Source organism: Microbacterium profundi, from assembly GCF_000763375.1.
GTDB classification, from domain to species: Bacteria; Actinomycetota; Actinomycetes; order Actinomycetales; family Microbacteriaceae; genus Microbacterium; species Microbacterium profundi.
On record NZ_JPSY01000004.1, the window covers coordinates 244,201 to 266,821 of the forward strand.

Sequence of the window (22,621 nt, forward strand, 5' to 3'; positions counted from 1 at the left end):
TCAGTGACGCATCGAACGGCGGCCCTGCGTTTCTCGGAGCGCTGGGCCGCCTTCCGGGAGGGTCTGACCGAGTACTACGCCGGGCCGTACCGCCAGACACTCGCCCGCGAGAGGCGCGATGAGGACGACCTGTTCACTCTCGTCGTGCTCGGTGAGGCGCTCGGTGTGCCGGATCCTGCCGCGTACTACAGTGCAGAGCTGATGCCCATGCTCGCCGAGGATTTCCACGCGTGGCATCGGCGGATGGGGATGCCGCGCTCACCGCTGGATCAGATGTCATGCTGCTGATGGACGAGCGCCGGCGCATCCTGTTCGTGGGCGGCAAGGGCGGCGTCGGCAAGACATCGCTCGCATCGGCGATCGCGCTCGCGCGGTCGCGGCGCGGTGCTCGCGTACTGGTCGTGTCGACCGATCCTGCGCACAACCTCGGGCACCTCTGGGAACGCGACGTCGAGGATGAGCCGGTGCGGCTGGCAGAAAATAGCAGCGGCGGTTGCGTCGACGGGATGGAGATCGATCCCGAACGGACGATCGCGCGACACCTGGCTGCGGTCGAGCAGACCATGATCAGGATGCTGCCCGAGCGCCAGCACGCTCAGGCGCGAGAGCATCTCGAACGTGCACGTGTCGCGCCGGGCAGCCACGAGTCGGCGGTGCTGGAGAGGATCGCTGAGGCGGCCGAACTGATCGACGGCGACTACGACCTCGTCATCTTCGACACCGCGCCGTCAGGGCACACGTTGCGGTTGCTGGCGCTGCCGGGGCAGCTGGCGGGCTGGACGGACACACTGCTGCGCAATCGCGATCGCTCGGAACGCTTCTCGGCCGCGATGCGTGGGCTGACCGGCAGGGTCGAGCAGGGCTCTTCAAGCGAGGCGGAACTGCGGCGCACCCTGCACCTGCGCCGCGCGCGCTTCGAGAACCTTCAGCGCGCGATCACGGATGCCGAGACCTGCGGCTTCGTGGTGGTGTTCACCGCCGAGGCTCTGCCGGTGGCCGAGACTCTCGAGGTGGTCGAGTCGCTGAACGGCATGCACGTCGACGTCGCCGCGCTGATCGCGAATCGACGGTCACCGAACGATGCCGGCGACCTGCTTCGCGCGCGCCGCGACGTGGAGGATCGGCATCTGAGAGCTGTGCATGCCGCCCTGCCGGAGATCCCCGTGATCGAGGTACCGCTCGTGGCGGGGGAGCTCACGGGCGTCGAGGCCCTGGGCGTGCTCGCAGAGTTGCTGCAGCAGGAGATCGTCCGGCCGAGGACCCCTCAGTCCTGAACGCGGATGCCGACGCCCGTGGCGAGCGCGGGCGCGAGCAGCTGTACCTGGTGGCCCGTGAGGGTGACGCCCTTCAGCCCGTTCGTGTCGACGTACGACATCGCGTCGAGTCCGCGCAGATCGACGTCAGTGGCACGTAGCCCGCGAGGGTCGACCTCGTCGCTGCGGCAATCCTCGAACAAGACCCGCACGAGCTGGGCCTGAGGCATGTCGAGGGTACGGATCGTGGAATGGGCGATCAGCATGTCAGTACCTTTCGCGCCACCGAGATTCAGGTAGTCGATGCGCACGTCGCGCATCTCGAGCTCATCGATGCGGGCGCCGCTGAGGTCAAGCGTGCCGATGCGGCCGCCAGTGATGCGGAGCCTGCGGATCCCGGCATTCCGCAGGCTCAGCGACGCGATGCGGACGTCAGTCATGTCGACATCGAGGATCGTGGCGCCGACGAGGTCGACGCTGTCGGCATCTGCAGCAACGACGCACTGCTCCAGCGACGCGTAGGCGAGGTCGACGCGGCCGGAAAGATCGAGCCGGTCAGCGAGGAGATCTGCGCTGCGCGCAGCAACAGCGTTGCCGAGGCGAGCCGGGATATCGGGGTTGGAGACGCGGGGAGCAGCGGGGGAGTCAGGGGTGCGGGCCACATCCCGAGGGTACGTGCAACCGAGCGGATGCCGCGCGGCTAGCCAGTGCGCCGCGGCTAGCCAGTGCACCGCGGCTAGCCAGTGCACCACCTTCGGAGAACTGCAGCTTCTTCGGAGCCAAAAGGATGAACGGCTCCGAAGAACGTGCAGTTCTCCGAGCGAAGCGCGCCGCACACCTGTTCTGCACATAAGCTGAACCACGAAACCTGTCCACTGCTCGTGCGATCGCTGCGGGCACGCCTCCGAGCTTCAGTGCAGAATCGCGGGATGCTGCATCCGACTGCCCCTGACCCTGTCGAACTCGTGATCGAGTTGGGAGGTGTCGTGCGTACGCAGCGCCTGAAGAAAAAGGGAGTGAGCCGCTCGAGCCTGGAGCGCGCGGTGGCCGCCGGAGAACTTCTCCGGTTCCGACGCGGGTGGGTGGCGACGAAAGACGCGGACCCGGTGCTGGTGGCCGCAGCACGTGCCGGTGTCGTCGTCACCTGCATCTCGCAGGCTGCCAGGCTCGGGCTGTGGGTCCACGAGAAGCCCGAAAAGATTCATGTCGGGGCAGATCCGCATGGTGCAGGAGGCAAAACCGAGCGCGCGCACGTGCACTGGTCGATACCGATGCTGCCGCGGCATCCGGATGCCCTGGTCGATCCGATCGAGAACGTGCTCGCGCTCGTCGCGGACTGTGAGCCGTTCGAACAGGCGCTGGCTACTTGGGAATCCGCACTCAACAAGGGCCTGGTGACCATTCCAGGCCTCGCCGAGTTTCCCTGGAAGGACGCAGCGCGCGATCTGCTCGAGCGGGCAAATCCGTTCGCCGATTCGGGCACCGAGACATACATCCGAGAGCGCTTGCGGTGGTTGAAACTGAGGCTGCTGATCCAAACGTGGATTGCCGGGCACCGGGTCGACGTGCTCATCGGCAGCCGGCTCGTGCTGCAGATCGACGGCAAGCATCATGTGGGTGCCCAGCGAAGTGAGGACATCCGCCACGACGCCGAGCTCCGACTCATGGGATACCACGTGATCCGAGTCAGCTATCAGCAGCTGATGCACGATTGGCCCGCTGTGCAGGATCTGATCATGCGCGCCGTGGCGCAGGGCTTGCATCTCACGGCCTGATCTCGGCGCACTAACTTCGGAGAAGTGCACCTTCTTCGGAGCCGAATCCGCGTATGGCTCCGAAGAACGTGCAATTCTCCGAGCGAAGCGCACGCCGAGAGCTCCGAGCGAAGCGCACAACCCGGGGACTGGACGCACGCCGCGCCATGCCGCGTACAATGGGTGCACACGCTTTGATCCGGCCATCACCGGGGAGCTCTCGGAAGAACAGCCGAAAGGCCCAGTAGAACCGAGCGGGGCAGGCCCGTCATCGCCGCAGTGAGAGTGGCAGTGCCGTGAGGCGCAGCACGTGAGGTGGTACCGCGGTCCGTGAGGGTCGTCCTCGCACATCCGCCACGAGCACTGCGAGCACACATGACCTACCCCCGCCCTTCGACAAGCTCAGGGACCGCATCATCCTTCGGCCCTGCGGCTGACGTCGCCCCCAGCCCGAAGTTCCCCCAGATCGAGCGCGAGGTGCTCGACTTCTGGGAGCAGGACGACACGTTCCGCGCATCCATCGCGCAGCGCGAGGGCGCTGAGGAGTGGGTCTTCTACGACGGCCCGCCGTTCGCCAACGGGCTGCCGCACTACGGCCACCTGCTCACCGGGTACGCCAAGGATCTCTTCCCGCGTTTCCAGACCATGATCGGCAAGAAGGTCGACCGCGTCTTCGGCTGGGACACCCACGGCCTGCCCGCCGAGCTCGAAGCCATGAAGCAGCTCGGCATCACCGAGAAGAGCGAGATCGAGGCCATGGGCATCGACGTCTTCAATGCGAAGGCCCGGGAATCGGTGCTCACCTACACCGATCAGTGGCAGGACTACGTCACCCGCCAGGCGCGGTGGGTCGACTTCGAGCGCGGCTACAAGACGCTCGACACGAACTACATGGAGAGCGTGCTCTGGGCGTTCAAGACCCTGTACGACAAGGGCCTCGCCTACGAGGGTTACCGCGTGCTGCCATACTGCTGGCGCGACGAGACGCCGCTCAGCGCGCACGAGCTGCGCATGGATGACGACGTGTACAAGATGCGTCAGGATCCCTCCGTCACTGTCACGTTCCCGCTCACCGGCGCCAAGGCCGAGTCGCTAGGCCTCACCGGTGTGCGCGCGCTCGCGTGGACGACGACGCCGTGGACGCTGCCGACCAACCTCGCGCTCGCCGTGGGTCCGGAGATCGAGTACGTCGTGCTTCCCGCCGGCCCCGCCGGAGCAGCGGACATCCACAACGAAGGCGAGACGGTCGAGGCATCGGCTCACCGCTACCTGCTGGCTCGCGACCTGCTCGCCGGCTACGCCAAGGACCTCGGCTACGAGTCGGCAGCGGATGCCGTGGCCGCCGTCGACGCGACAGTCACGGGTGCACAGCTGCAGGATGTCACCTACGACCGGCTGTTCGACTACTACGCCGACACCGAGACCTACGGCACCGAGAACGCCTGGCGCATCCTCGCCGACGACTACGTCACCACCACTGACGGCACGGGCATCGTCCACCAGGCGCCCGCCTATGGTGAGGACGACCAGCGTGTGGCCGGTGCGGCCGGCATCCCCACGATCATCTCGATCGACGATGGCGGACGCTTCCTGCCGAACGTCACCGATGTCGCGGGCGAGTTGTGGATGGATGCGAACCGTCCGCTCATCCGCCTTCTCAAGGAGGAGGGGCGCCTCGTCCGCGAGGCCAGCTACGAGCACTCCTACCCGCACTGCTGGCGCTGCCGCAACCCCCTGATCTACAAGGCCGTGTCGAGCTGGTTCGTCCGAGTGACCGACATCAAGGACAAGATGCTCGCGAACAACGAGCAGATCACCTGGGTGCCCGAGAACGTCAAGCACGGGCAGTTCGGCAAGTGGCTCGAGGGAGCGCGCGACTGGTCGATCAGCCGCAACCGCTACTGGGGCTCGCCCATCCCGATCTGGAAGAGCGACGACCCCGAGTACCCTCGCGTCGACGCGTACGGCTCGCTCGCGGATCTGGAGCGCGACTTCGGCACGTTGCCGCGCAACCCGGAGGGCGAAGTCGACCTGCACCGCCCGTACATCGACGAGCTCACCAGGCCGAACCCCGATGACCCCACGGGGAAGTCGACCATGCGACGCATCGAGGACGTCTTCGACGTCTGGTTCGACTCCGGATCGATGCCGTACGCCCAGGTGCACTACCCGTTCGAGAACCAGGAGTGGTTCGACTCGCACTCGCCGGCGGACTTCATCGTCGAGTACATCGGACAGACCCGCGGCTGGTTCTACCTGATGCATGTGCTGTCGACCGCACTGTTCGACCGCCCCGCGTTCACCGGCGTCAGCTGCCACGGCATCGTGCTCGGCAATGACGGTCTGAAGATGTCGAAATCGCTGCGCAACTACCCCGACGTATCCGAGGTGCTCGACCGCGACGGCTCCGACGCCATGCGCTGGTTCCTGATGTCGAGCTCGGTGCTGCGCGGCGGCAACCTCGCCGTCACGGAAGAGGGCATCCGCGCCGGCGTGCGCGAGTTCATGCTGCCGCTGTGGAGCTCGTGGTACTTCTTCGCGACCTACGCGAATGCGTCGAACGCCTACGAGGCGACTTGGCGCACGGACTCCACCGATGTGCTCGACCGGTACATCCTGGCGCGCCTCGGCGACCTCATCCGTGAGGTCCGTGCCGATCTCGAAGGACTCGACTCGACCACGGCATCCGCTCGCCTGCGTGACTTCGCCGAGGTGCTGACGAACTGGTACATCCGACGTTCGCGCGATCGCTTCTGGACCGGGGTGACCGACGATCCGAAGAGCCGTGAGGCCTTCGACACGCTCTACACCGTTCTCGAGACGCTGACCCGCGTCGCGGCGCCGCTCGTGCCTCTGGTCAGCGAGCGGGTCTGGCAGGGACTCACCGGCGGTCGCAGCGTGCACCTGACCGATTGGCCGGATGCCGAGGTGTTCCCCGCTGCGGACGAGATCCGCGAGGCGATGGATGCCGTGCGCGAGCTGTCCAGCGTCGGCAACGCCCTTCGGAAGAAGGAGAAGCTGCGCGTGCGCCTGCCGCTAGCGCGCTTCAGCGTCGTCTCGCCTCTGGCGAACACGCTGGGCCAGTTCGAGGACATCCTCCGCGACGAGCTCAACGTGAAGTCGGTCGAACTCGTGCAGCTCACCGACACCGCGGCGGCCGAGTACGGGATCAGCCACCGCCTGAGCGTGAACGCGCGTGCCGCGGGACCGCGTCTGGGCAAGCAGGTGCAGCACGTGATCGCCGGCGCCAGAGCCGGGCTCTGGGAGGAGAATGACGGCACGGTGATCGTCGACGGCATCGCCCTCGAGCCAGCCGAGTACGATCTCGCGCTCGAGACGACCGGCAGGCCGGAGGGCGAGGCACTCGCGATCGTGCCGAGCGGCGGTTTCGTGCTGCTCGACACGCGGACCACGCCGGAGCTCGAATCCGAGGGATTGGCCCGCGATGCGATCCGCGTCGTGCAGGAGGCACGCAAGAACGCCGGGCTCGACGTGAGCGATCGCATCGTGTTGGTGCTCAACGTCTCGACGGAGAACGCCGAAGCGTTACGCACGCACGCCGACCTGATCGCAGGGGAGACGCTCGCGATCGCCTTCGCCGTGCAGGCGACAGAAGAGATGGAAGAGCTGGTGAAGGACGTCATCAACCCCGGCGACGGCGTGTTCCGCACCGGCGCCACTGCGCTCGGATCTGACAAGTCCGCGATCATCGTGACCATCGACTCCAACATCGAAGGAGCATCCGCATGAACGACCGCGCACGCGCAGACGCCGTATACGACACGCTCCTGAGCCGGGCAGGGGAGCGGTGGGTGCAGCCTCGCAAGGAGCGCACCGCGCGCATCCTCGAGCTCCTCGACGACCCGCAGAAGACGTACCGCGTCGTGCACATCACTGGCACCAACGGCAAGACCTCGACCGCTCGGATGATCGAGAGCCTGCTGCGGGCCCACGGCCTGCGCACCGGCCTGTTCACGAGCCCGCACCTCGAGCGCTTCACGGAGCGGATCATGATCGACGGCGAGCCCGTCGACGACGCCGCGATCGCCGACGCGTGGGACGAGATCGAGCCTTTCGTCTCGATCGTGGATGCCGAGTTCGACAAGACCGGTGATGCTTCGCTGACCTTCTTCGAGCTGCTCACGGTGCTGGCGTTCGTCGCGGCATCGGATGCCCCGGTGGATGTGCTCGTGCTGGAAGTCGGCATGGGCGGCTCGTGGGATTCCACGAACACCGCAGACGGTGACGTCGCGGTGTTCGCGCCGATCGCCATCGACCACGCCGATCGACTCGGTGACACGATCGCCGCGATCGCCGAGGTCAAGGCCGGCATCATCAAGGAGGGCGCCGCAGTGGTGTCCGCACAACAGCCCGAGGAAGCCGCCGAGGTGCTGCGCCGTGTCGCAGCCGAGAAGAACGCGACCATCGCGTTCGAAGGCGACGAGTTCGGTCTGGCCGAACAGAAGCTCGCGGTCGGGGGACAACTGCTGACCATCCGGGGCCTCGCCGGCACCTACGTGGAGGAGTACCTGCCGCTGTACGGCGCGCACCAGGGCCATAACGCCGCACTCGCGGTGGTTGCTGTGGAGTCGCTCATCGGCGCGGGTTCGCAGCACATCGCCGGCGACATCATCACGGACGGCCTGCAGGGTTCGACGTCTCCGGGGCGGCTCCAGCTGCTCGGCATCGCGCCGACCGTCGTCGTCGACGCGGCCCACAACCCGCACGGCGCCAAGGCGCTCGCTCAGTCGCTCGACGACAGCTTCGACTTCGACGAGTGGGGCCTCGTGCTCGGGATCCTCGCCGACAAGGACGCGGCCGGCATCATCGCCGAGCTCGCGCCCGCGGCATCCCACGTGTTCGCGACCGCGCCGGAGACAGAGCGCGCGAGCGACGCCGACACCATCGCGGATCTCGTCGAAGCCGCGGGGCACCGCGCCACGGTGCATCCATCGCTCGCCGACGCCGCAGATGCGGCACGCGAATGGGCCGCGTCTTCGGATCGCCGGGCCGTCGTGATCGCCGGATCGATCGTGCTGGCGGGAGAGGCGATCGCGCTGGCAGAGGAAGAGGACTGGAAGGCGGGGTGGCGCGCATGAGCGACGCCGCATCCCGCCCGCATCCCGCCCGCGCCCCGCGAACCCTCGTGCAGAAACTTGCCCCGATCGTCCTCGGATTCGAGGCGATCGTCGTACTCCTCGTGGGCCTCACGATCTTCGGCCTCAAGTCGCTGCCGTGGGGGCTGCCGCAGTGGTGGGCGATCATCGGAGGCGTCGTCGTGGCACTCGCGATGGTGGCCGTCGCCGGAATGATCACGAAGCCCTGGGCGATCACCGCCGGGTGGGTGCTGCAGGTGATCGTCGCGCTGTCGGCGTTCTTCGTGCCGGCCGTCCTGCTCGTCGTGCTGGTTTTCGGTGGCATGTGGGCGTATGCGACGATCATGGGGGCCCGCCTGGACGCACGAAGTCCTGCCGACCCGAGCCGACTCACTGAAGAAACCACCGACACTCACACAGAGAGCGATTGACATGGCCACCGAAGAAACACTCGTCCTCGTCAAGCCCGACGGCGTCGCCCGCGGCCTCACCGGCACGATCCTCGCCCGCATCGAGGCGAAGGGCTACGCGCTCGTCGACATCCGACTGGTCGAGCCCGACCGTGATGTGCTCGCCGAGCACTACGCAGAACATGAGGGAAAGCCGTTCTACGAGCCCCTTCTCGAGTTCATGATGTCCGGTCCGTCCGTGGCGATCCGCCTCACCGGCAACCGCGTGATCGAGGGCTTCCGCTCGCTCGCCGGCACCACCGACCCCACCAGCGCAGCGCCCGGAACCATCCGCGGCGACTTCGGCCGCGACTGGGGCCTCGCCGTGCAGCAGAACCTCGTGCACGGCTCCGACAGCCCCGAGTCGGCTCAGCGCGAACTGGGAATCTGGTTCAACTGACCCTTCGACGGGCTCAGGGATCGACCACGAAGCCCGCCGGCTGCAGGAACCGGCGGGCTTCGTCGTGTCGGATCCGACTCGCGTCAGAACAGGATCTTCGCCATCTCGCCGAGGAAGTCGAGGCCCTGCAACTGTGCCAGCAGAATGATCAGCGCGAACGCGAGGATCGTCGCGAGCGGCACCCACGGCATCAGGCGTCCCGCGCGGTCGCTCACGTTCTCCGAACGGCTGAAGGTCCCGTTGCGGAGCAGATGCACGATTGTCGCGAAGAAGGTCGGGATCGTCACGGCCCAGGTCGTCATGCACCAGGGGCACAGCACGAACAGGTCGTAGAGGCTCTGTGCGATCAGCCAGCAGACGAGCCCGAACGCGAAGGTGATGCCGGCACCGAACAGGGCCCAGAACCATCGAGGGAAGCGGGCGCCGGCGAGAACGGCCACGCCCACGACGAGCGGCGCCATCCAGCCCGTCAGGCCGATGATCGGGTTCGGGAAGCCGAAGACGGATCCCTGCCACGACTGCAGGTTCGTGCTGCACTGGATGAACGGGCTGAGGTCGCACCCCAGCGCCTCCTGCGGGTTCTCGAGCAGCGCGAACTTCTCGATCGTGAGCTGGAAGGCTGCCCACCAGCCGATCACACTGGCGACGATCAACCAGATTCCGAAGCCGACGGGGCGGGTGCGCTGCTCGCTCATGTGATTGATTATCTCAGCGGATCCTATGGATTCCCGTGCCCGCCGCGCCGGAGAACCCGAGCGCGGTCCGCCGCGCAGAAGTGAGCGGATGCCGCGAACTGCTCAACAAGGTGCGATAATGACATCTGATGCATCGAACGGCGCCGCCGCAAAACGCATCGCCGCAGACTTCGGGGTCCAATGCCCCTCGCGATCAGAGCCATGAGCCGGTCGCAAACCGAGTGAGTTCGCGACACCCGCGGGTGTCGCATGAGATTTCGCGGAGCACCTGTTGCCCCGCGCAGGGAGTTAGCCAGAGATGGCCGATGAGAACAATGACAACAACACACCTACCCTCGAGGCGGACACGGAGGCTCCGGTAGCACCGGAGGAGAACGTACCCGCACCGGATCAGGTCGTCGAGACCGAATCGGTCGCGCCTGTCGCTGATGCGGCTGAGCCGGTTGATGCGGCCGAGCCGGTTGATGCGGCTGAGACGGTTGATGCGGCCGAGCCGGTCGCAGAGGAAGCACCGCCTGCGCCGAAGAAGCCCGAACCGATCACCGCGGTCGCGCTCGGGCTCATCCCCGAGGTGTTCGTCTCGCAGGTCTCGACCCAGCTGCGCTTCTACGCTCCTGAGATCGTTCCGCTGCCGGCACTGTCCGGCCGCCGCGACAGCGATTCGCGGGGCGACTACCGCGGTGGTCGCGATCGCGATGTCCGCGACAGCGATGAGGACGAATCGCCGTCGGCCCGCCGGGGCCGTCGTCGTCGTGGTGGCGGCAACGATGCGGACGAGCAGCGCGAAGAGCCTCGCCAGCGCCAGCGCGCCGTCGAGTACATCACCGAGCCGAAGGCCATCAAGGGCTCGACCCGCCTCGAGGCCAAGAAGCAGCGTCGCCGTGATGGCCGCGATGCCGGACGCCGTCGCCCGGTCGTGACCGAGGCCGAGTTCCTCGCGCGTCGTGAATCGGTCGACCGCAAGATGGTCGTGCGCTCGAAGAACTCGCGCACCCAGATCGGCGTCCTGGAGGACGGCGTGCTCGTGGAGCACTATGTCGCCCGCAACCAGGACGCGTCGCTGATCGGCAACGTCTACCTCGGTCGCGTGCAGAACGTGCTCCCGAGCATGGAGGCGGCCTTCGTCGACATCGGTCGCGGTCGCAACGCGGTGCTCTACTCCGGTGAGGTCGACTGGGACGGTGTCGAGACCGGCAACCAGCCCCGCCGCATCGAGCTGGCGCTGAAGCCGGGCGATCGTGTCCTCGTGCAGGTCACGAAGGACCCGGTGGGCCACAAGGGCGCTCGTCTCACCAGCCAGATCTCGCTCCCCGGCCGCTACCTCGTATACGTGCCCAACGGGTCGATGAACGGCATCTCGCGCAAGCTTCCCGACAACGAGCGGGCTCGCCTCAAGCGCATCCTCAAGGAGGTGCTGCCAGAGTCCTCCGGTGTCATCGTGCGCACCGCAGCAGAGGGCGCGACCGAGGATCAGCTGACGCGAGATGTGCAGCGGCTCACCACTCAGTGGGAGCACATCCGCAAGCAGGTCGAGAACCAGTCGGCCCCGTCACTGCTGCACGCCGAGCCCGATCTTCTCGTCAAGATCGTCCGCGACGTCTTCAACGAGGACTTCACGAAGATGCTGATCCAGGGCGAGGATGCTCAGCAGACCATCCGTGCATACCTGGAGAGCGTCGCGCCCGACCTGCTCGAGCGCGTCGAACCGTACGAGGACGAGACCGATCCGTTCGATGCGTTCCGCATCACGGAGCAGATCGAGAAGGCGCTGGACCGCAAGGTGTGGCTGCCCTCCGGCGGCTCCCTCGTGATCGACCGCACCGAGGCGATGACGGTCGTCGACGTCAACACCGGCAAGTTCGTCGGTTCCGGCGGAAACCTCGAGGAGACGGTCACCAAGAACAACCTCGAGGCAGCCGAGGAGATCGTCCGACAGCTCCGACTGCGCGACATCGGCGGCATCATCGTCGTCGACTTCATCGACATGGTGCTCGAGTCGAACCGCGATCTCGTGCTGCGCCGCCTCATCGAGTGCCTGAGTCGCGACCGCACGAAGCATCAGGTGGCAGAGGTCACCTCGCTCGGTCTCGTGCAGATGACGCGCAAGAAGCTCGGACTCGGCCTGCTGGAGACCTTCAGCGAGCCCTGTGAGGTCTGCGCCGGTCGTGGTGTCGTCGTGCATCACGATCCCGTGACCAAGCACCGTACGAGCTCCACCAACGGTGGCTCGTCGAACAATCGTCGTCAGCGCGGCGGGAACGGCCAGCAGAGTCAGAACTCTCAGCCTTCCAGCACGGCGACGCACAGCATCCCCGAAGGCGCCAAGTCCGCGCTCGCGCAGATCGCAGCCTCGACGCGCGCGCCGAGCGCGGAGGCCGGATCGGATGCCGTCGCCGAGACGAATGAGACGGCGGATGCCGAGCAGCCGGTGGCGTCCGAGCGGCCGAAGAAGCCTCGCAAGAAGCGTCCATCGGATCGGGGCAAGTCAGCCCCGAAGACGCAGGCCGAGCAGCTTCTCGACTCTGTGCTGGATGCTCTTCCCGAGCCGAAGGCACCAGGGCAGGGGCGAGGTCGTCGCCGTGTCACCACGGCAGCGCTCACCGGAACCCCGATCTCTGTGAACTCGTCAGCGACGTCTGTCGCGGGCGGGGATACGGAGTCCTGAGGCGATCAGTCTCCTCGTGAGCTCCTTGCCGCCGACGTGGACAGCGCCGGCGGCGATGAGCCGGGGGAGTGCGTCGGCAGGGACGTCGTAGTGATCGAGGTCGAACGCCCGCGCAGGGAGTGCGTTCGCGTGAGCGAAACCGTGCAGTTCTTCGAGGCTGTCCTCGCTGACCAGGTGCGCCCAGAGCCGTCCGTGCGCCGGCCAGATGGGGTCATCGATCAGAACGGTCACTCCGTGATCCTACGGCGCGGAACACGCGGGCTGGTTCGCTTTGCGACTCGGCCCTCAATCCGGTAAAGTTGTCCTTTGGTGCGCGAGCTGAGTCGTCCCCACGGGTCGGCGCGGTACAGCCTTGTGCTCGCACCCGTCGGACTTGCGACGAACGCAGGCACAGTCTTCCCGTGAGATTTACGGAGCCGTGAGCTCCCCAACGAAACAGGTATGAAGTGGTTTACGCAGTAGTGCGCGCCGGTGGACGGCAGGAGAAGGTCGAGGTCGGCACGATCGTTCAGCTCGACCGTGTCAAGGCGGCCCAGGGCGAGAAGATCGAGCTGGCAGCAGTGCTCCTCGTCGACGGCGCAACGGTGACCACCGACGCCGACAAGCTCGCAAAGGTCAAGGTGACCGCCGAGGTCATCGGCAACCTCCGCGGCCCGAAGATCATCATCCAGAAGTTCAAGAACAAGACCGGCTACAAGAAGCGCCAGGGCCATCGTCAGGACCTCACGCGCGTCAAGATCACCGGCATCAAGTAAGCACAGAAGAGGCTCAGGACATGGCACATAAAAAGGGCGCAAGCTCCACCCGCAACGGTCGTGACTCCAACGCCCAGCGACTCGGCGTGAAGCGCTTCGGCGGCCAGCAGGTCAGCGCAGGCGAGATCATCGTCCGTCAGCGCGGCACCCACTTCCACCCCGGCGTCAACGTCGGCCGTGGTGGTGACGACACGCTGTTCGCTCTTGAAGCGGGCGCGGTCGCATTCGGCGCGAAGGGCGGCCGCAAGGTCGTCAACATCGTCGCCGCTGCTGCCGAGTAATCGCAGCACAGCACACATCCGGTTCGGGGCGGGCTTCGGCTCGCCCCGTCCGCGTATCCGAGGGCCATTCGACAGGCTCAGGGACCAGTTGGCAAGAGAATCTGAGGACACGACATGGTCACGTTCGTCGACACGGTGACGCTGCAATTGCGCGCCGGCAAGGGCGGCAACGGCTGTGTCTCCGTCCACCGCGAGAAGTTCAAGCCGCTCGGTGGTCCAGACGGCGGCAATGGCGGCAACGGCGGCGACATCGTGCTCGTGGCCGATTCCCAGACCGGCACGCTGCTGTCGTATCACCACTCACCGCACCGCAAGTCCGCCAATGGCGGGTTCGGCATGGGCGATCATCGCTCCGGCTTCGACGGCGAGTCGCTCGAACTTCTCGTGCCGGTCGGCACGGTGGTGAAGAACGCCGGCGGCGAAGTGCTCGCAGACCTCCTCGTCCCCGGCGATCGCATCGTCGTCGCCCAGGGCGGACGTGGCGGTCTCGGCAATGCCGCCCTGGCGACCACGAAGCGCAAGGCGCCGGGGTTCGCGCTGCTCGGCACGCCCGGTTTCGAGGGTGAGGTCACGCTCGAACTCAAGACTGTCGCCGATGTCGCACTCGTCGGCTACCCGTCGGCCGGCAAATCGAGCCTGATCGCCGCAGTGTCGGCGGCTCGTCCGAAGATCGCGGACTACCCGTTCACCACCCTGCATCCGAACCTGGGTGTGGTTCAGGCCGGCGAATCGCGCTACACCGTCGCCGACGTTCCGGGCCTCATCGAGGGTGCGAGCGAGGGGCGCGGTCTCGGACTCGAGTTCCTCCGCCACGTGGAGCGCTGTTCCGCGCTGCTGCACGTGCTCGACTGCGCGACGCTCGAGCCGGGCCGTGATCCGATCTCCGATCTCGACGTCATCCTGGCCGAACTCGCGGCGTACGAGGTGCCCGAAGGGCAGACGCCGCTGCTGGAGCGCCCGCAGCTCGTCGCTCTGAACAAGATCGACGTGCCGGAGGCGCGCGACCTCGCCGATCTCGTGCGTCCCGAGCTCGAGGCGCGCGGCTTCCGCGTGTTCGACATCTCGACCGTGTCGCACGAAGGACTGCGCCCGCTCACGTTCGCACTCGGCGAGATCGTCGAGAAGCACCGTGCCGAGACCGCTGTCGCGGCTCCTGCCGAACGCGTCGTCATCCGTCCCAGGGGGTCGGAGAAGCCGTTCACCATCCGTGTCGAGGGCGGTTCGTACGGCACGTACTACCGCATCCTCGGCGAGAAGCCGGTGCGCTGGGTGCAGCAGACCGATTTCCAGAACGAAGAGGCGGTCGGCTACCTCGCCGACAGGCTCGAGCGTCTCGGGGTCGAGACCGAACTGTTCCGTCTCGGTGCGTCGCCGGGCGCCACCGTCGTCATCGGCGAGGGCGAGGGCCTGGTGTTCGACTGGGAGCCGGCCATGTCGTCGGCTGCGGAGCTCATGACGGCACCTCGCGGCACCGACCCGCGTCTTGCACCGAACGCCCGTCGCACCACGAGCGAGCGACGCGAGAAGTACTACGAGCGGATGGACGCGAAGGCGGCGATCCGTGCCGAGCAGGACCTGAAGCGTCGTGTCACGGTCGAGGAGGACTTCGACGGAGACGACGCATGACCGCACGCACGCGTGCGGAGCTGGCGACAGCCGAGCGCATCGTCGTGAAGGTCGGTTCCTCGTCGATCAGCGGTGAGTCCTCGTGGCGCATCCCGATGATCGTCCATGCCCTGGCGTCCGCCCATGCGCGCGGGTGCGAGATCGTGCTCGTCTCGTCCGGCGCCATCGCCACGGGCATCCCCTTCCTCGATCTGGATGCCAGGCCCACCGACCTCGCGACGCAGCAGGCAGCGGCTGCAGTGGGGCAGAACATCCTCGTCTACCGCTACCAGGAGGCGCTGCGCCCGTTCAAGGTCGTCGCCGGTCAGGTGCTGCTCACGACGGGCGATCTCGAGAACTCCATGTCGCGCAGCAACGCCCGTCGTGCGATGGAGCGACTGCTCGGCCTGCGGATTCTTCCGATCGTGAACGAGAACGACACCGTCGCCACGCAGGAGATCCGTTTCGGCGACAACGATCGCCTTGCGGCTCTCGTGGCCCAGCTCATCCAAGCTGATGCACTGGTGCTGCTCAGCGACATCGAGGCTCTCTACACGAAGCCGCCGACCGAGCCGGACGCCGAGCCGATCGAGCTGATCGCGGCGGATCAGGACCTCTCCGGCCTCGAGTTCGGATCGACGGTCGTGAACAGCGTCGGAACCGGGGGAGCGGCGACCAAGGTGTCTGCGGCACGGCTCGCCGCGGCATCCGGAATCGGCGTCCTCGTCACTAGCGCCGATCTCGTCTCCGACGCGTTGACCGGTCGCGAGATCGGCACGTGGTTCGAGCCTGCGCAGGCGACCGCCCTCTGACGCGTCATCCGGCGTCCCCGCGCGCGACGCGCTCGATAGAATGACCGGATGATCGACGCTCCCTCCGAGACCGCTGCTGCGACCGACGCTCTTGCGTCGGCGCACGCGCCTGCCGCGACCGATACGGCTGAGACGCCGCAGGATCGTCTCACGAGGGCCAAGGAAGCATCCCGTGCCACGGCGCGGCTGACGAGCGACGAGAAGGCTCACGCGCTCGAGGCCATCGCACAGGCGCTCGAGGCGAACGCCGCGCTGATCATCGCGGCGAATGCCCTCGACATCGAGCGCGGTCGCGAGAGCGGCATCGGCGAGGGTCTGATCGACCGACTGCGCCTCGATGAGAAGCGCGTCGCAGCCCTCGCCTCTGCCGTGCGCGATGTCGCGGGACTCGCCGACCCCGTCGGCCAGGTCGTCGGCGGACACCGGATGCCGAACGGCGTGACGCTCCAGCAGGTGCGGGTTCCCTTCGGCGTGGTCGGGGCGATCTACGAGGCGCGGCCCAACGTGACCGTCGACATCGCGGCTCTCGCGCTGCGTTCGGGCAATGCCAGCGTGCTGCGCGGCGGCAGTGCCGCCCGCGAGTCCAACACCGTGCTGGTGCGCGTCATGCGCGATGCGCTCGAAGGTGCGGGTGTCACTCCTGAAGCGATCCAGACCGTCGACGACTTCGGTCGTGACGGAGCGAAGGCGCTCATGCGCGGCCGTGGATTCGTCGATGTGCTCGTGCCGCGCGGAAGCGCATCACTGATCGAGACCGTCGTCACCGAATCGATCGTGCCCGTGATCGAGACCGGCGCAGGGAACGTGCACATCGTCCTCGACGAATCCGCGCCGGATGGCTGGGCGCGGGAGATCGTCGTGAACGCCAAGGTGCAGCGACCCAGCGTCTGCAACGCCGTGGAGACGGTGCTGGTGCTGCGACAGGCGGCGCCTCGTCTCGTGCCGATGATCGCCAGCGCGCTGGAGAGCGAGGGCGTCGCGATCCACGGTGACGACATCGTCGCCGGCATGGTCGCAGGCGTCATCCCCGCCACTGAGGAGGACTGGGCGACCGAGTACCTCAGCCTCGACATCGCGATCAAGGTCGTCGACACCCTGGACGACGCACTCGCTCACATCCGCCGCTACAGCACCGGTCACACGGAGTCGATCGTGACGACCGACACACGCAACGCCGAACGGTTCCTCGCCGAGGTGGACTCCGCTGTGGTCATGGTGAACGCATCGACCAGGTTCACCGACGGGGGCGAGTTCGGATTCGGCGCGGAAGTGGGGATCTCGACGCAGAAGCTGCACACGCGAGGCCCGATGGGACTCACCGAACTGACGAGCACGAAGTGGCTGGCGCGTGGGGCAGGTCAGACACGCGCCTGAGCGATAGGATGGGTGAGCGTCTTCTCGCAACCGGTCACGAAACGGAGTCAGGATGAACCTCGTCGCACAGATTGCGATGGCTGCGGCCGAAACGGAGCACACCGGGAACGTCGCGATGGACACGCTCATCTTCGGCGCCATCGCGGCAGGCCTTTTCGCGCTCCTCGGTCTCGTGACCTTCTCGTATCGCAACGTCGCGAACCGTCACTCCGCCAAAGCAGAGGCCTGGGCTGAGAAGCATGGCAAGGACGGCCACGGGGCAGGGCACGGCCACTAGGGCGTATGGAGACCACGACCACGCGCGCCCCGCGAATCGGAGTGATGGGCGGAACGTTCGACCCGATTCACCACGGGCACCTGGTCGCGGCGAGCGAGGTCGCGCACTCCTTCGATCTTGACGAGGTCGTCTTCGTTCCGACCGGTCACCCGTGGCAGAAATCGAACGTCACGCCCAGCGAGCACCGGTATCTGATGACCGTGATCGCCACCGCCTCGAACCCGCAGTTCACTGTGAGCAGGGTCGACATCAACCGCGAGGGGCCCACCTACACGATCGACACTCTGCGTGATCTGAAGCAGGACCGGCCCGATGCCGAGCTCTTCTTCATCACCGGAGCGGATGCCGTAGCGCAAATTCTCAGTTGGAGGGACCATGATGAGTTGTGGGAGTTGGCCCACTTCGTCGCGGTATCCCGTCCAGGACATGTACTGAGCACAGACGGACTGCCGAGCGAGAACGTCAGCCAACTGGAGGTTCCGGCCCTGTCGATCTCATCGACAGCTTGCCGAGAGCGTGTGGGCGATGATCAGCCGGTCTGGTATCTCGTCCCCGACGGAGTCGTTCAGTACATAGCGAAGCATCATCTGTATCGGAGCAAGGCATGAGTACATCGGATCAGCAGGGCAACTCGCCGCTGACCCGCAAACAGCTGCGGGAGATTCGTCTCACCGGCACCACGCCGGTGATCAGTGAGGAAGAGGCGGCGGCAGCCGCCGCCGAAGCGCAGCCCGTACCGGCGGTTCCGGTGCCCCGCCCCGCTGAACCGATCGACATGCCGCCGACGCCCGTGGCCGCCGACTCTGAGGGCACACCGCTCACGCGTCGCCAGGCGCGCGAGCAGGAGCGCATCCGGACAGCATCCGTTCCTGTGATCTCCACCGAGGAAACCGAGGAAACCGAGGAGACCGCACAAACCGAGGAAACCCCGAAGCCCGAGGAATCCGAGGCGGACGCGACAGACGATACCGCCGCTGAAGAACTCGTCTCCGGCGTGCCCACTTTCGCGAAGCCCGCCGCCGACGAAGAGCAGACGCCGGAGCAGTCGCCCGCGACCGATGCCGGCGTCGACGATGACGAGGACTTCGATGCAGCGGCCGTCGAAGAAACGGAGAATGAGGACGGCGACGACGAACAATCTGAGGTCGAAGAGCTCCCTGTCGCCGAGCCGGTCGAGACGGGCGAGAACCACGTCGTCAGCCCGACCTTCGGCAACGCTCTGCTGGCAGACAAGAGTGAAGTGCCGTCGTTCGCACCGTCGTTCGACGAGTTGATCACCGCAGATTCCGGCGGGTCGCAGCACCTTGCTCCGAACACACTGATCTTCAACCCCTCGCCGGGCGGAGGATCGCTCTCCGGGCCCGTCGCGTCCACCGGCGAGATTCTCGTCACGGGCAGCTACGAGCTTCCGCGAGGGATCGGCTCGCAGGGGCACGCCCACGGAGCAGCAGACGGCAAGGAGACGGATGCCGTCCTCATCGACGGAGAACTGCCTCCGTCGTCGTCTCCCACACCGATCGCGGCAAGCTCCGCGATCAGCACGATCAAACCTGCCGGCGAGGTCATCCGACCACCGGCGCCTGAAAAGGGCAACAAGCTCATGCTGACGCTGGCGATCACGGCAGGTGGGCTCGCGCTCGCCCTCGCGGTGGCGCTCATCGTCGCATTCACCATGAATATATTCTCTTGATGCAATCACCTGTAAATGCCGAAGAGATGCTGCAGCTCGCAGCATCCGCCGCCGTGTCCAAGGGCGGAGAGGACCTCGTCGCGCTGAACGTGTCGGAGCCGCTGCCGCTCGTGGACATCTTCCTGATCGTCACCGGCAACAGCGAGCGCAACGTCGCCGCGATCGCCGACGAGATCGAAGACACGCTCCTCGAAGCCGGTCACAAGCGCGTCCGTCGCGAAGGCCGTCAGGAGGCGCGCTGGGTGCTGTTGGACTTCGGTGACCTGATCGTGCACGTGTTCCACGGCGAGGAGCGGGTCTACTACGGCCTGGAGCGCCTGTGGAAGGACTGCCCTGTCGTCCCGATCGACGTCGCCGAGACTGCTGCGACGACCGACAGCGCCTGACTTTGGCTGTGCACCTGATCACCGGCGCCGGATCCGGCATCGGTGCGGCTCTCGCTCGCCGGCTGCTGGACCGCGGCGACGAGCTCGTGCTCTTCGCCAGGGACGCCGGGCGTGCGCGTGAGATCGCGGCGCAGTTCCCCGGCGCATCGACGCTGGTCGGCGATCTCGCCCAGCCCGGTCGTCTGTCATGGGCGCTGTCGAAGCAGAACCTCCCCGAGCGCATCGATTCGCTCGTGCACGTCGCGGGTGTCGTGGACCTCGGGAACGTCGCAGACCTCTCGCCGACGCTGTGGGAGCGGCAGCTGGCCGTCAATCTGGTCGCGCCGGCAGAGCTGACGCGACTGCTCCTTCCCGTGCTGCGGGTCTCTCGCGGTCAGGTGGTGTTCGTCAACTCCGGCGCCGGCCTGCGCGCTCACGCCAACTGGTCCGCATACGCCGCTTCGAAGCACGGACTCAAGGCGCTCGCTGACGCGCTGCGTGCAGAAGAGGCGGACAGCGGCGTGCGGGTGACGTCGATCTTCCCCGGTCGCACGTCGACGCCGATGCAGGCACGCGTGCACCAGCAGGAGGGCCGCGACTACGATCCTGAGCTCTTCATCGATCCTGACTCGGTGGCGACCACGATCCTCACCGCCCTCGATCTGCCGCGTGACGCGCAGATCGTCGACCTCTCGGTGCGACCGGGCAGGTGAGATGCGCGGTCACCCGCGCAGCGCGTACCGCAGTTCCGGCCTGCCCACCCCGCCATAGGTGGGGGAGCTCACGGCGAGCCCGGACTCGACCAGTCGTTCGAGATAACGTCGCGCGCTGACCCGCGACATTCCGAGAATCTCGGCGAGCTCACTGGCGGACATCTGGTCTTGGCCCTCCTGCATCGCCTGAACGACACGCCGGAGAGTGACGGGCGAGACGCCCTTGCGCTGACCCGCCATGGCGGTCGCATCGCGTCGCATGAGCGCATCGACGCTCGCCTGATCGAGCTCGCCGGTGTCGGTGTACTCGGCGTCACGTGCGAGCACGCGCCACACGTCGTCCAGCCGCTCATGCAGAGTTCGCATGGGAAAGGGCTTCACCACGTAGTGATGCACACCGTGGGCGCGGGCGCGGCGGACCGTCTCTAGGTCGCGCGCTGCCGTGACGGCGACGACCTCGACGTGCGCACCCGCGGCGCGGGCTCGCCGAAGCACGGTGATGCCCGACATGTCGGGCAGGTACACATCCAGCAGCATGACGTCCGGTTCGAGTTCTTCGAGTGCACGCAGGGCATCCGCTCCGGTCGGTGCGACGCCGACGACCTCGAAGTGCGGATGCCGTTCCACGAAGCCCCGAGTGACGTGCGCCACGGCGAAGTCGTCTTCGACGATGAGGGTGCGCAACCGGCTCATGCCCGTGCCGCCACGAGTGCGGAGGCGGGCATCCGCACGGTGAAGCGCGCACCACCGCTGTCGGCGGGTGCGAGGTCGATGGAACCGCCGAGACGCTCGACGACACGTGCCACCAGCGTCAGCCCGTACCCGCGCTGTCGGTCATCGCTCTTGGTCGAGTAACCGAGGCGGAAGACGTCGCCGCGCCGTTCCATCGGCACGCCCGGCCCGTCGTCCTCGACGCAGATGCGGATGCCGCCGTCCTCGGTCTGCGCGATCGAGATGATGACGTGACCGCCGCGTCCAGCGGCATCCAGAGCGTTGTCCAGAAGGTTGCCGACCACCGTGCCCAGATCGCCGTCGCCGGGCCGGGCGGGGAGGTGGCTGTCGTCCGAGATCGTGAGCGCCACCCCCAGCTCGCGCGCCCGTGCGCGCTTGGCCAGCAGGATCGCCGCCAGCTCGATGTCCTGCACGCCGTCCGGGGCATCCAGGCGGCTCAGCGCGCCGCCGTCGCCGGCTCGATCGACCACACGGCGGGCGGCTTCGAACTCACCCAGCTCGATCAGTCCGCCGATCGTGTGCAGCGTGTTCGAGAATTCGTGCTGCTGGGCGCGCAGGCCCTCCGCGAGGCCCTGGGCACCGGCGAGCTCCCGCAGCGCGCGATCGAGCTCTGTACGGTCCATCAGGGTCACCACGGTGCCGACGCGTCTGTCCTGCACGCGCACGGGTGCGGCTCTAGCGACCAGCACGCGCTCTCCGGAGAGCACGAGGCGCTGCGGGGCGGCGTCGTCTTCGGCCTCGGTCTCGGCGATGAGGGCGGCGAGGCCGTCCAGCAGCTCCGACGCCGGGCGGCCGACGGCCTCTGCGGGGCCTGAGAGCCCGAGCAGCCGGGCCGCAGCGTCATTGCAGAGCGAGACCATCCCCTGCTCGTCGAGGGCGAGCATGCCCTCACGGATGCCGTGCAGCGTGGCCTCTCGCGTCTCCAGCAGCCCGCGGATGTCTTCGGGTTCGAGCCCGTAGATGCGACGGCGCACCATCCGGGCGACTCCGGTCGCCGCGATCACTCCGATCACCGTGGCAGCGCCGAGCGCGAGGAGGAATCCGGTGATGTCGCCGAGGAAATCCGCACGGATGTCTGATTCCAGAATTCCGACGGACACCTGACCGATCACGATCCTGTCGGCGCCGAACACCGGAACCTTCACGCGCCACGACTCGCCGAGTGTGCCGGTCTGGGTGCCGACGTACGTCTCGCCGGACAGTGCGACGCTCGGGTCGGTCGAGACCGGTTCTCCGATGCGATCCGGGTTCGGATGCGAATAGCGGATGCCCTGATCATCCGTCACCACGACGTACGCCACGTTCGACGAATCGCGGATCAGCTCGGCGATCGGCTGGATCACCGCGGCAGGGTCGGGCGAGCGGTAGGCCTCGACGATCGTCGGCAGTTGGGCGACGGACTGCGCGACCGCGACCATGCGCTCCTGCGACGCCTCGCGGATCTGCCGCTCCTGCATCAGCATCGCGGCGAGTCCAGCCGTGAGCACGATCGCGAGCACGATGACGACCTGCAGCAGCACGAGCTGCGTGCGGAGCGTCATCGCCTTCACCACGTACCCATGCTAAGCGAGGGGCGGACAGTCGATGTCGGTTACGAAATGACCAGAAGTCACGGTTGTGAACACAAGCCGATCCAGCGATGCCTGCGGTTCTAGGCTCGCGTCACCTGCTCCCGGCATCGGCGTCGGGCGGAAGGACTCGAGGA

At 67.0% G+C, this 22,621-nt stretch carries 23 protein-coding genes; 18 read left to right on the forward strand and 5 right to left on the reverse strand.

Annotated features, from left to right (window positions below):
- The first annotated feature begins 3 nt into the window (after positions 1–3).
- A complete protein-coding gene (locus JF52_RS0115875; RefSeq protein ID WP_234001486.1) occupies positions 4–288 on the forward strand; it encodes a cory-CC-star protein in 285 nt (94 codons plus the stop codon).
- Positions 231–1,274: an ArsA family ATPase gene (locus JF52_RS0115880; RefSeq protein WP_235272486.1), complete on the forward strand. Its 1,044-nt coding sequence runs from the start codon at positions 231–233 to the stop codon at positions 1,272–1,274. Before JF52_RS0115875 ends, JF52_RS0115880 begins: the two co-directional genes overlap by 58 nt.
- On the opposite strand, the gene JF52_RS0115885 is transcribed toward JF52_RS0115880, so the two are convergent.
- Complete coding sequence (locus JF52_RS0115885; RefSeq protein ID WP_033107554.1) at positions 1,265–1,915, reverse strand: pentapeptide repeat-containing protein; 651 nt, start codon at positions 1,913–1,915, stop codon at positions 1,265–1,267. The genes JF52_RS0115880 and JF52_RS0115885 overlap by 10 nt on opposite strands.
- Before the next feature lie 267 nt (positions 1,916–2,182).
- Between JF52_RS0115885 and JF52_RS0115890 the strand changes: the two genes are divergently transcribed.
- The 5 genes from JF52_RS0115890 (at position 2,183) to ndk (ending at position 8,952) form a co-directional block, all read left to right on the forward strand.
- Entirely contained in the window at positions 2,183–3,028 is an 846-nt protein-coding gene (locus JF52_RS0115890; protein WP_033107555.1) for a type IV toxin-antitoxin system AbiEi family antitoxin domain-containing protein, read from the forward strand.
- Between the two features lie 354 nt (positions 3,029–3,382).
- Positions 3,383–6,757 carry an isoleucine--tRNA ligase gene (gene ileS / locus JF52_RS0115895; RefSeq protein ID WP_033107556.1) on the forward strand — a complete coding sequence of 1,125 codons (3,375 nt, stop codon included), beginning with the start codon at positions 3,383–3,385 and terminating at the stop codon, positions 6,755–6,757.
- Positions 6,754–8,106, forward strand: coding sequence for a bifunctional folylpolyglutamate synthase/dihydrofolate synthase (locus tag JF52_RS0115900; RefSeq protein ID WP_033107557.1), 1,353 nt, complete (start codon positions 6,754–6,756; stop codon positions 8,104–8,106). The genes ileS and JF52_RS0115900 overlap by 4 nt, the downstream gene beginning before the upstream one ends.
- A complete protein-coding gene (locus JF52_RS0115905; protein ID WP_152594923.1) occupies positions 8,103–8,534 on the forward strand; it encodes a DUF4233 domain-containing protein in 432 nt (143 codons plus the stop codon). Before JF52_RS0115900 ends, JF52_RS0115905 begins: the two co-directional genes overlap by 4 nt.
- Position 8,535: 1 nt before the next feature.
- Entirely contained in the window at positions 8,536–8,952 is a 417-nt protein-coding gene (gene ndk / locus JF52_RS0115910) for a nucleoside-diphosphate kinase (RefSeq protein WP_033107559.1), read from the forward strand.
- Positions 8,953–9,035: 83 nt separating this feature from the next.
- Here ndk and JF52_RS0115915 read toward each other — a convergent pair whose 3' ends face one another.
- Complete coding sequence (locus tag JF52_RS0115915; RefSeq protein WP_033107560.1) at positions 9,036–9,647, reverse strand: vitamin K epoxide reductase family protein; 612 nt, start codon at positions 9,645–9,647, stop codon at positions 9,036–9,038.
- Positions 9,648–9,945: 298 nt separating this feature from the next.
- Between JF52_RS0115915 and JF52_RS0115920 the strand changes: the two genes are divergently transcribed.
- Positions 9,946–12,312 (forward strand): Rne/Rng family ribonuclease, encoded by a 2,367-nt coding sequence (locus JF52_RS0115920; protein ID WP_052167125.1) that lies wholly within the window; start codon positions 9,946–9,948, stop codon positions 12,310–12,312.
- On the opposite strand, the gene JF52_RS0115925 is transcribed toward JF52_RS0115920, so the two are convergent.
- Positions 12,274–12,543 (reverse strand): DUF4031 domain-containing protein, encoded by a 270-nt coding sequence (locus JF52_RS0115925; protein ID WP_033107561.1) that lies wholly within the window; start codon positions 12,541–12,543, stop codon positions 12,274–12,276. The two genes, JF52_RS0115920 and JF52_RS0115925, sit on opposite strands and share 39 nt — an antisense overlap.
- Positions 12,544–12,758: 215 nt before the next feature.
- On the opposite strand from JF52_RS0115925, the gene rplU reads away from it, so the two are divergent.
- The 10 genes from rplU (at position 12,759) to JF52_RS0115975 (ending at position 20,184) form a co-directional block, all read left to right on the forward strand.
- Entirely contained in the window at positions 12,759–13,067 is a 309-nt protein-coding gene (gene rplU / locus JF52_RS0115930; RefSeq protein ID WP_033107562.1) for a 50S ribosomal protein L21, read from the forward strand.
- Between the two features lie 20 nt (positions 13,068–13,087).
- Entirely contained in the window at positions 13,088–13,348 is a 261-nt protein-coding gene (gene rpmA, locus JF52_RS0115935; RefSeq protein ID WP_033107563.1) for a 50S ribosomal protein L27, read from the forward strand.
- 114 nt (positions 13,349–13,462) lie between these two features.
- Entirely contained in the window at positions 13,463–14,974 is a 1,512-nt protein-coding gene (gene obgE / locus JF52_RS0115940) for a GTPase ObgE (RefSeq protein WP_033107564.1), read from the forward strand.
- Positions 14,971–15,765 carry a glutamate 5-kinase gene (gene proB, locus JF52_RS0115945; RefSeq protein ID WP_033107565.1) on the forward strand — a complete coding sequence of 265 codons (795 nt, stop codon included), beginning with the start codon at positions 14,971–14,973 and terminating at the stop codon, positions 15,763–15,765. Before obgE ends, proB begins: the two co-directional genes overlap by 4 nt.
- Positions 15,766–15,813: 48 nt before the next feature.
- A complete protein-coding gene (locus JF52_RS0115950; protein WP_084595907.1) occupies positions 15,814–17,139 on the forward strand; it encodes a glutamate-5-semialdehyde dehydrogenase in 1,326 nt (441 codons plus the stop codon).
- A 52-nt stretch (positions 17,140–17,191) separates the two neighbouring features.
- The gene (locus tag JF52_RS0115955) at positions 17,192–17,416 is read left to right on the forward strand and encodes a hypothetical protein (protein ID WP_033107566.1); all 225 of its coding nucleotides are present in this window, start codon (positions 17,192–17,194) and stop codon (positions 17,414–17,416) included.
- A 5-nt stretch (positions 17,417–17,421) separates the two neighbouring features.
- Complete coding sequence (gene nadD, locus JF52_RS0115960; protein WP_033107567.1) at positions 17,422–18,024, forward strand: nicotinate-nucleotide adenylyltransferase; 603 nt, start codon at positions 17,422–17,424, stop codon at positions 18,022–18,024.
- Positions 18,021–19,106 carry a hypothetical protein gene (locus tag JF52_RS0115965; protein WP_033107568.1) on the forward strand — a complete coding sequence of 362 codons (1,086 nt, stop codon included), beginning with the start codon at positions 18,021–18,023 and terminating at the stop codon, positions 19,104–19,106. Before nadD ends, JF52_RS0115965 begins: the two co-directional genes overlap by 4 nt.
- The gene (gene rsfS / locus JF52_RS0115970) at positions 19,106–19,492 is read left to right on the forward strand and encodes a ribosome silencing factor (protein ID WP_033107569.1); all 387 of its coding nucleotides are present in this window, start codon (positions 19,106–19,108) and stop codon (positions 19,490–19,492) included. Before JF52_RS0115965 ends, rsfS begins: the two co-directional genes overlap by 1 nt.
- 8 nt (positions 19,493–19,500) lie before the next feature.
- Entirely contained in the window at positions 19,501–20,184 is a 684-nt protein-coding gene (locus tag JF52_RS0115975; RefSeq protein ID WP_234001491.1) for an SDR family oxidoreductase, read from the forward strand.
- A gap of 9 nt (positions 20,185–20,193) precedes the next feature.
- On the opposite strand, the gene JF52_RS0115980 is transcribed toward JF52_RS0115975, so the two are convergent.
- A complete protein-coding gene (locus JF52_RS0115980) occupies positions 20,194–20,877 on the reverse strand; it encodes a response regulator (RefSeq protein WP_033107571.1) in 684 nt (227 codons plus the stop codon).
- Complete coding sequence (locus JF52_RS0115985; RefSeq protein ID WP_235272488.1) at positions 20,874–22,469, reverse strand: ATP-binding protein; 1,596 nt, start codon at positions 22,467–22,469, stop codon at positions 20,874–20,876. The genes JF52_RS0115980 and JF52_RS0115985 overlap by 4 nt, the downstream gene beginning before the upstream one ends.
- Positions 22,470–22,621: the final 152 nt, after the last annotated feature.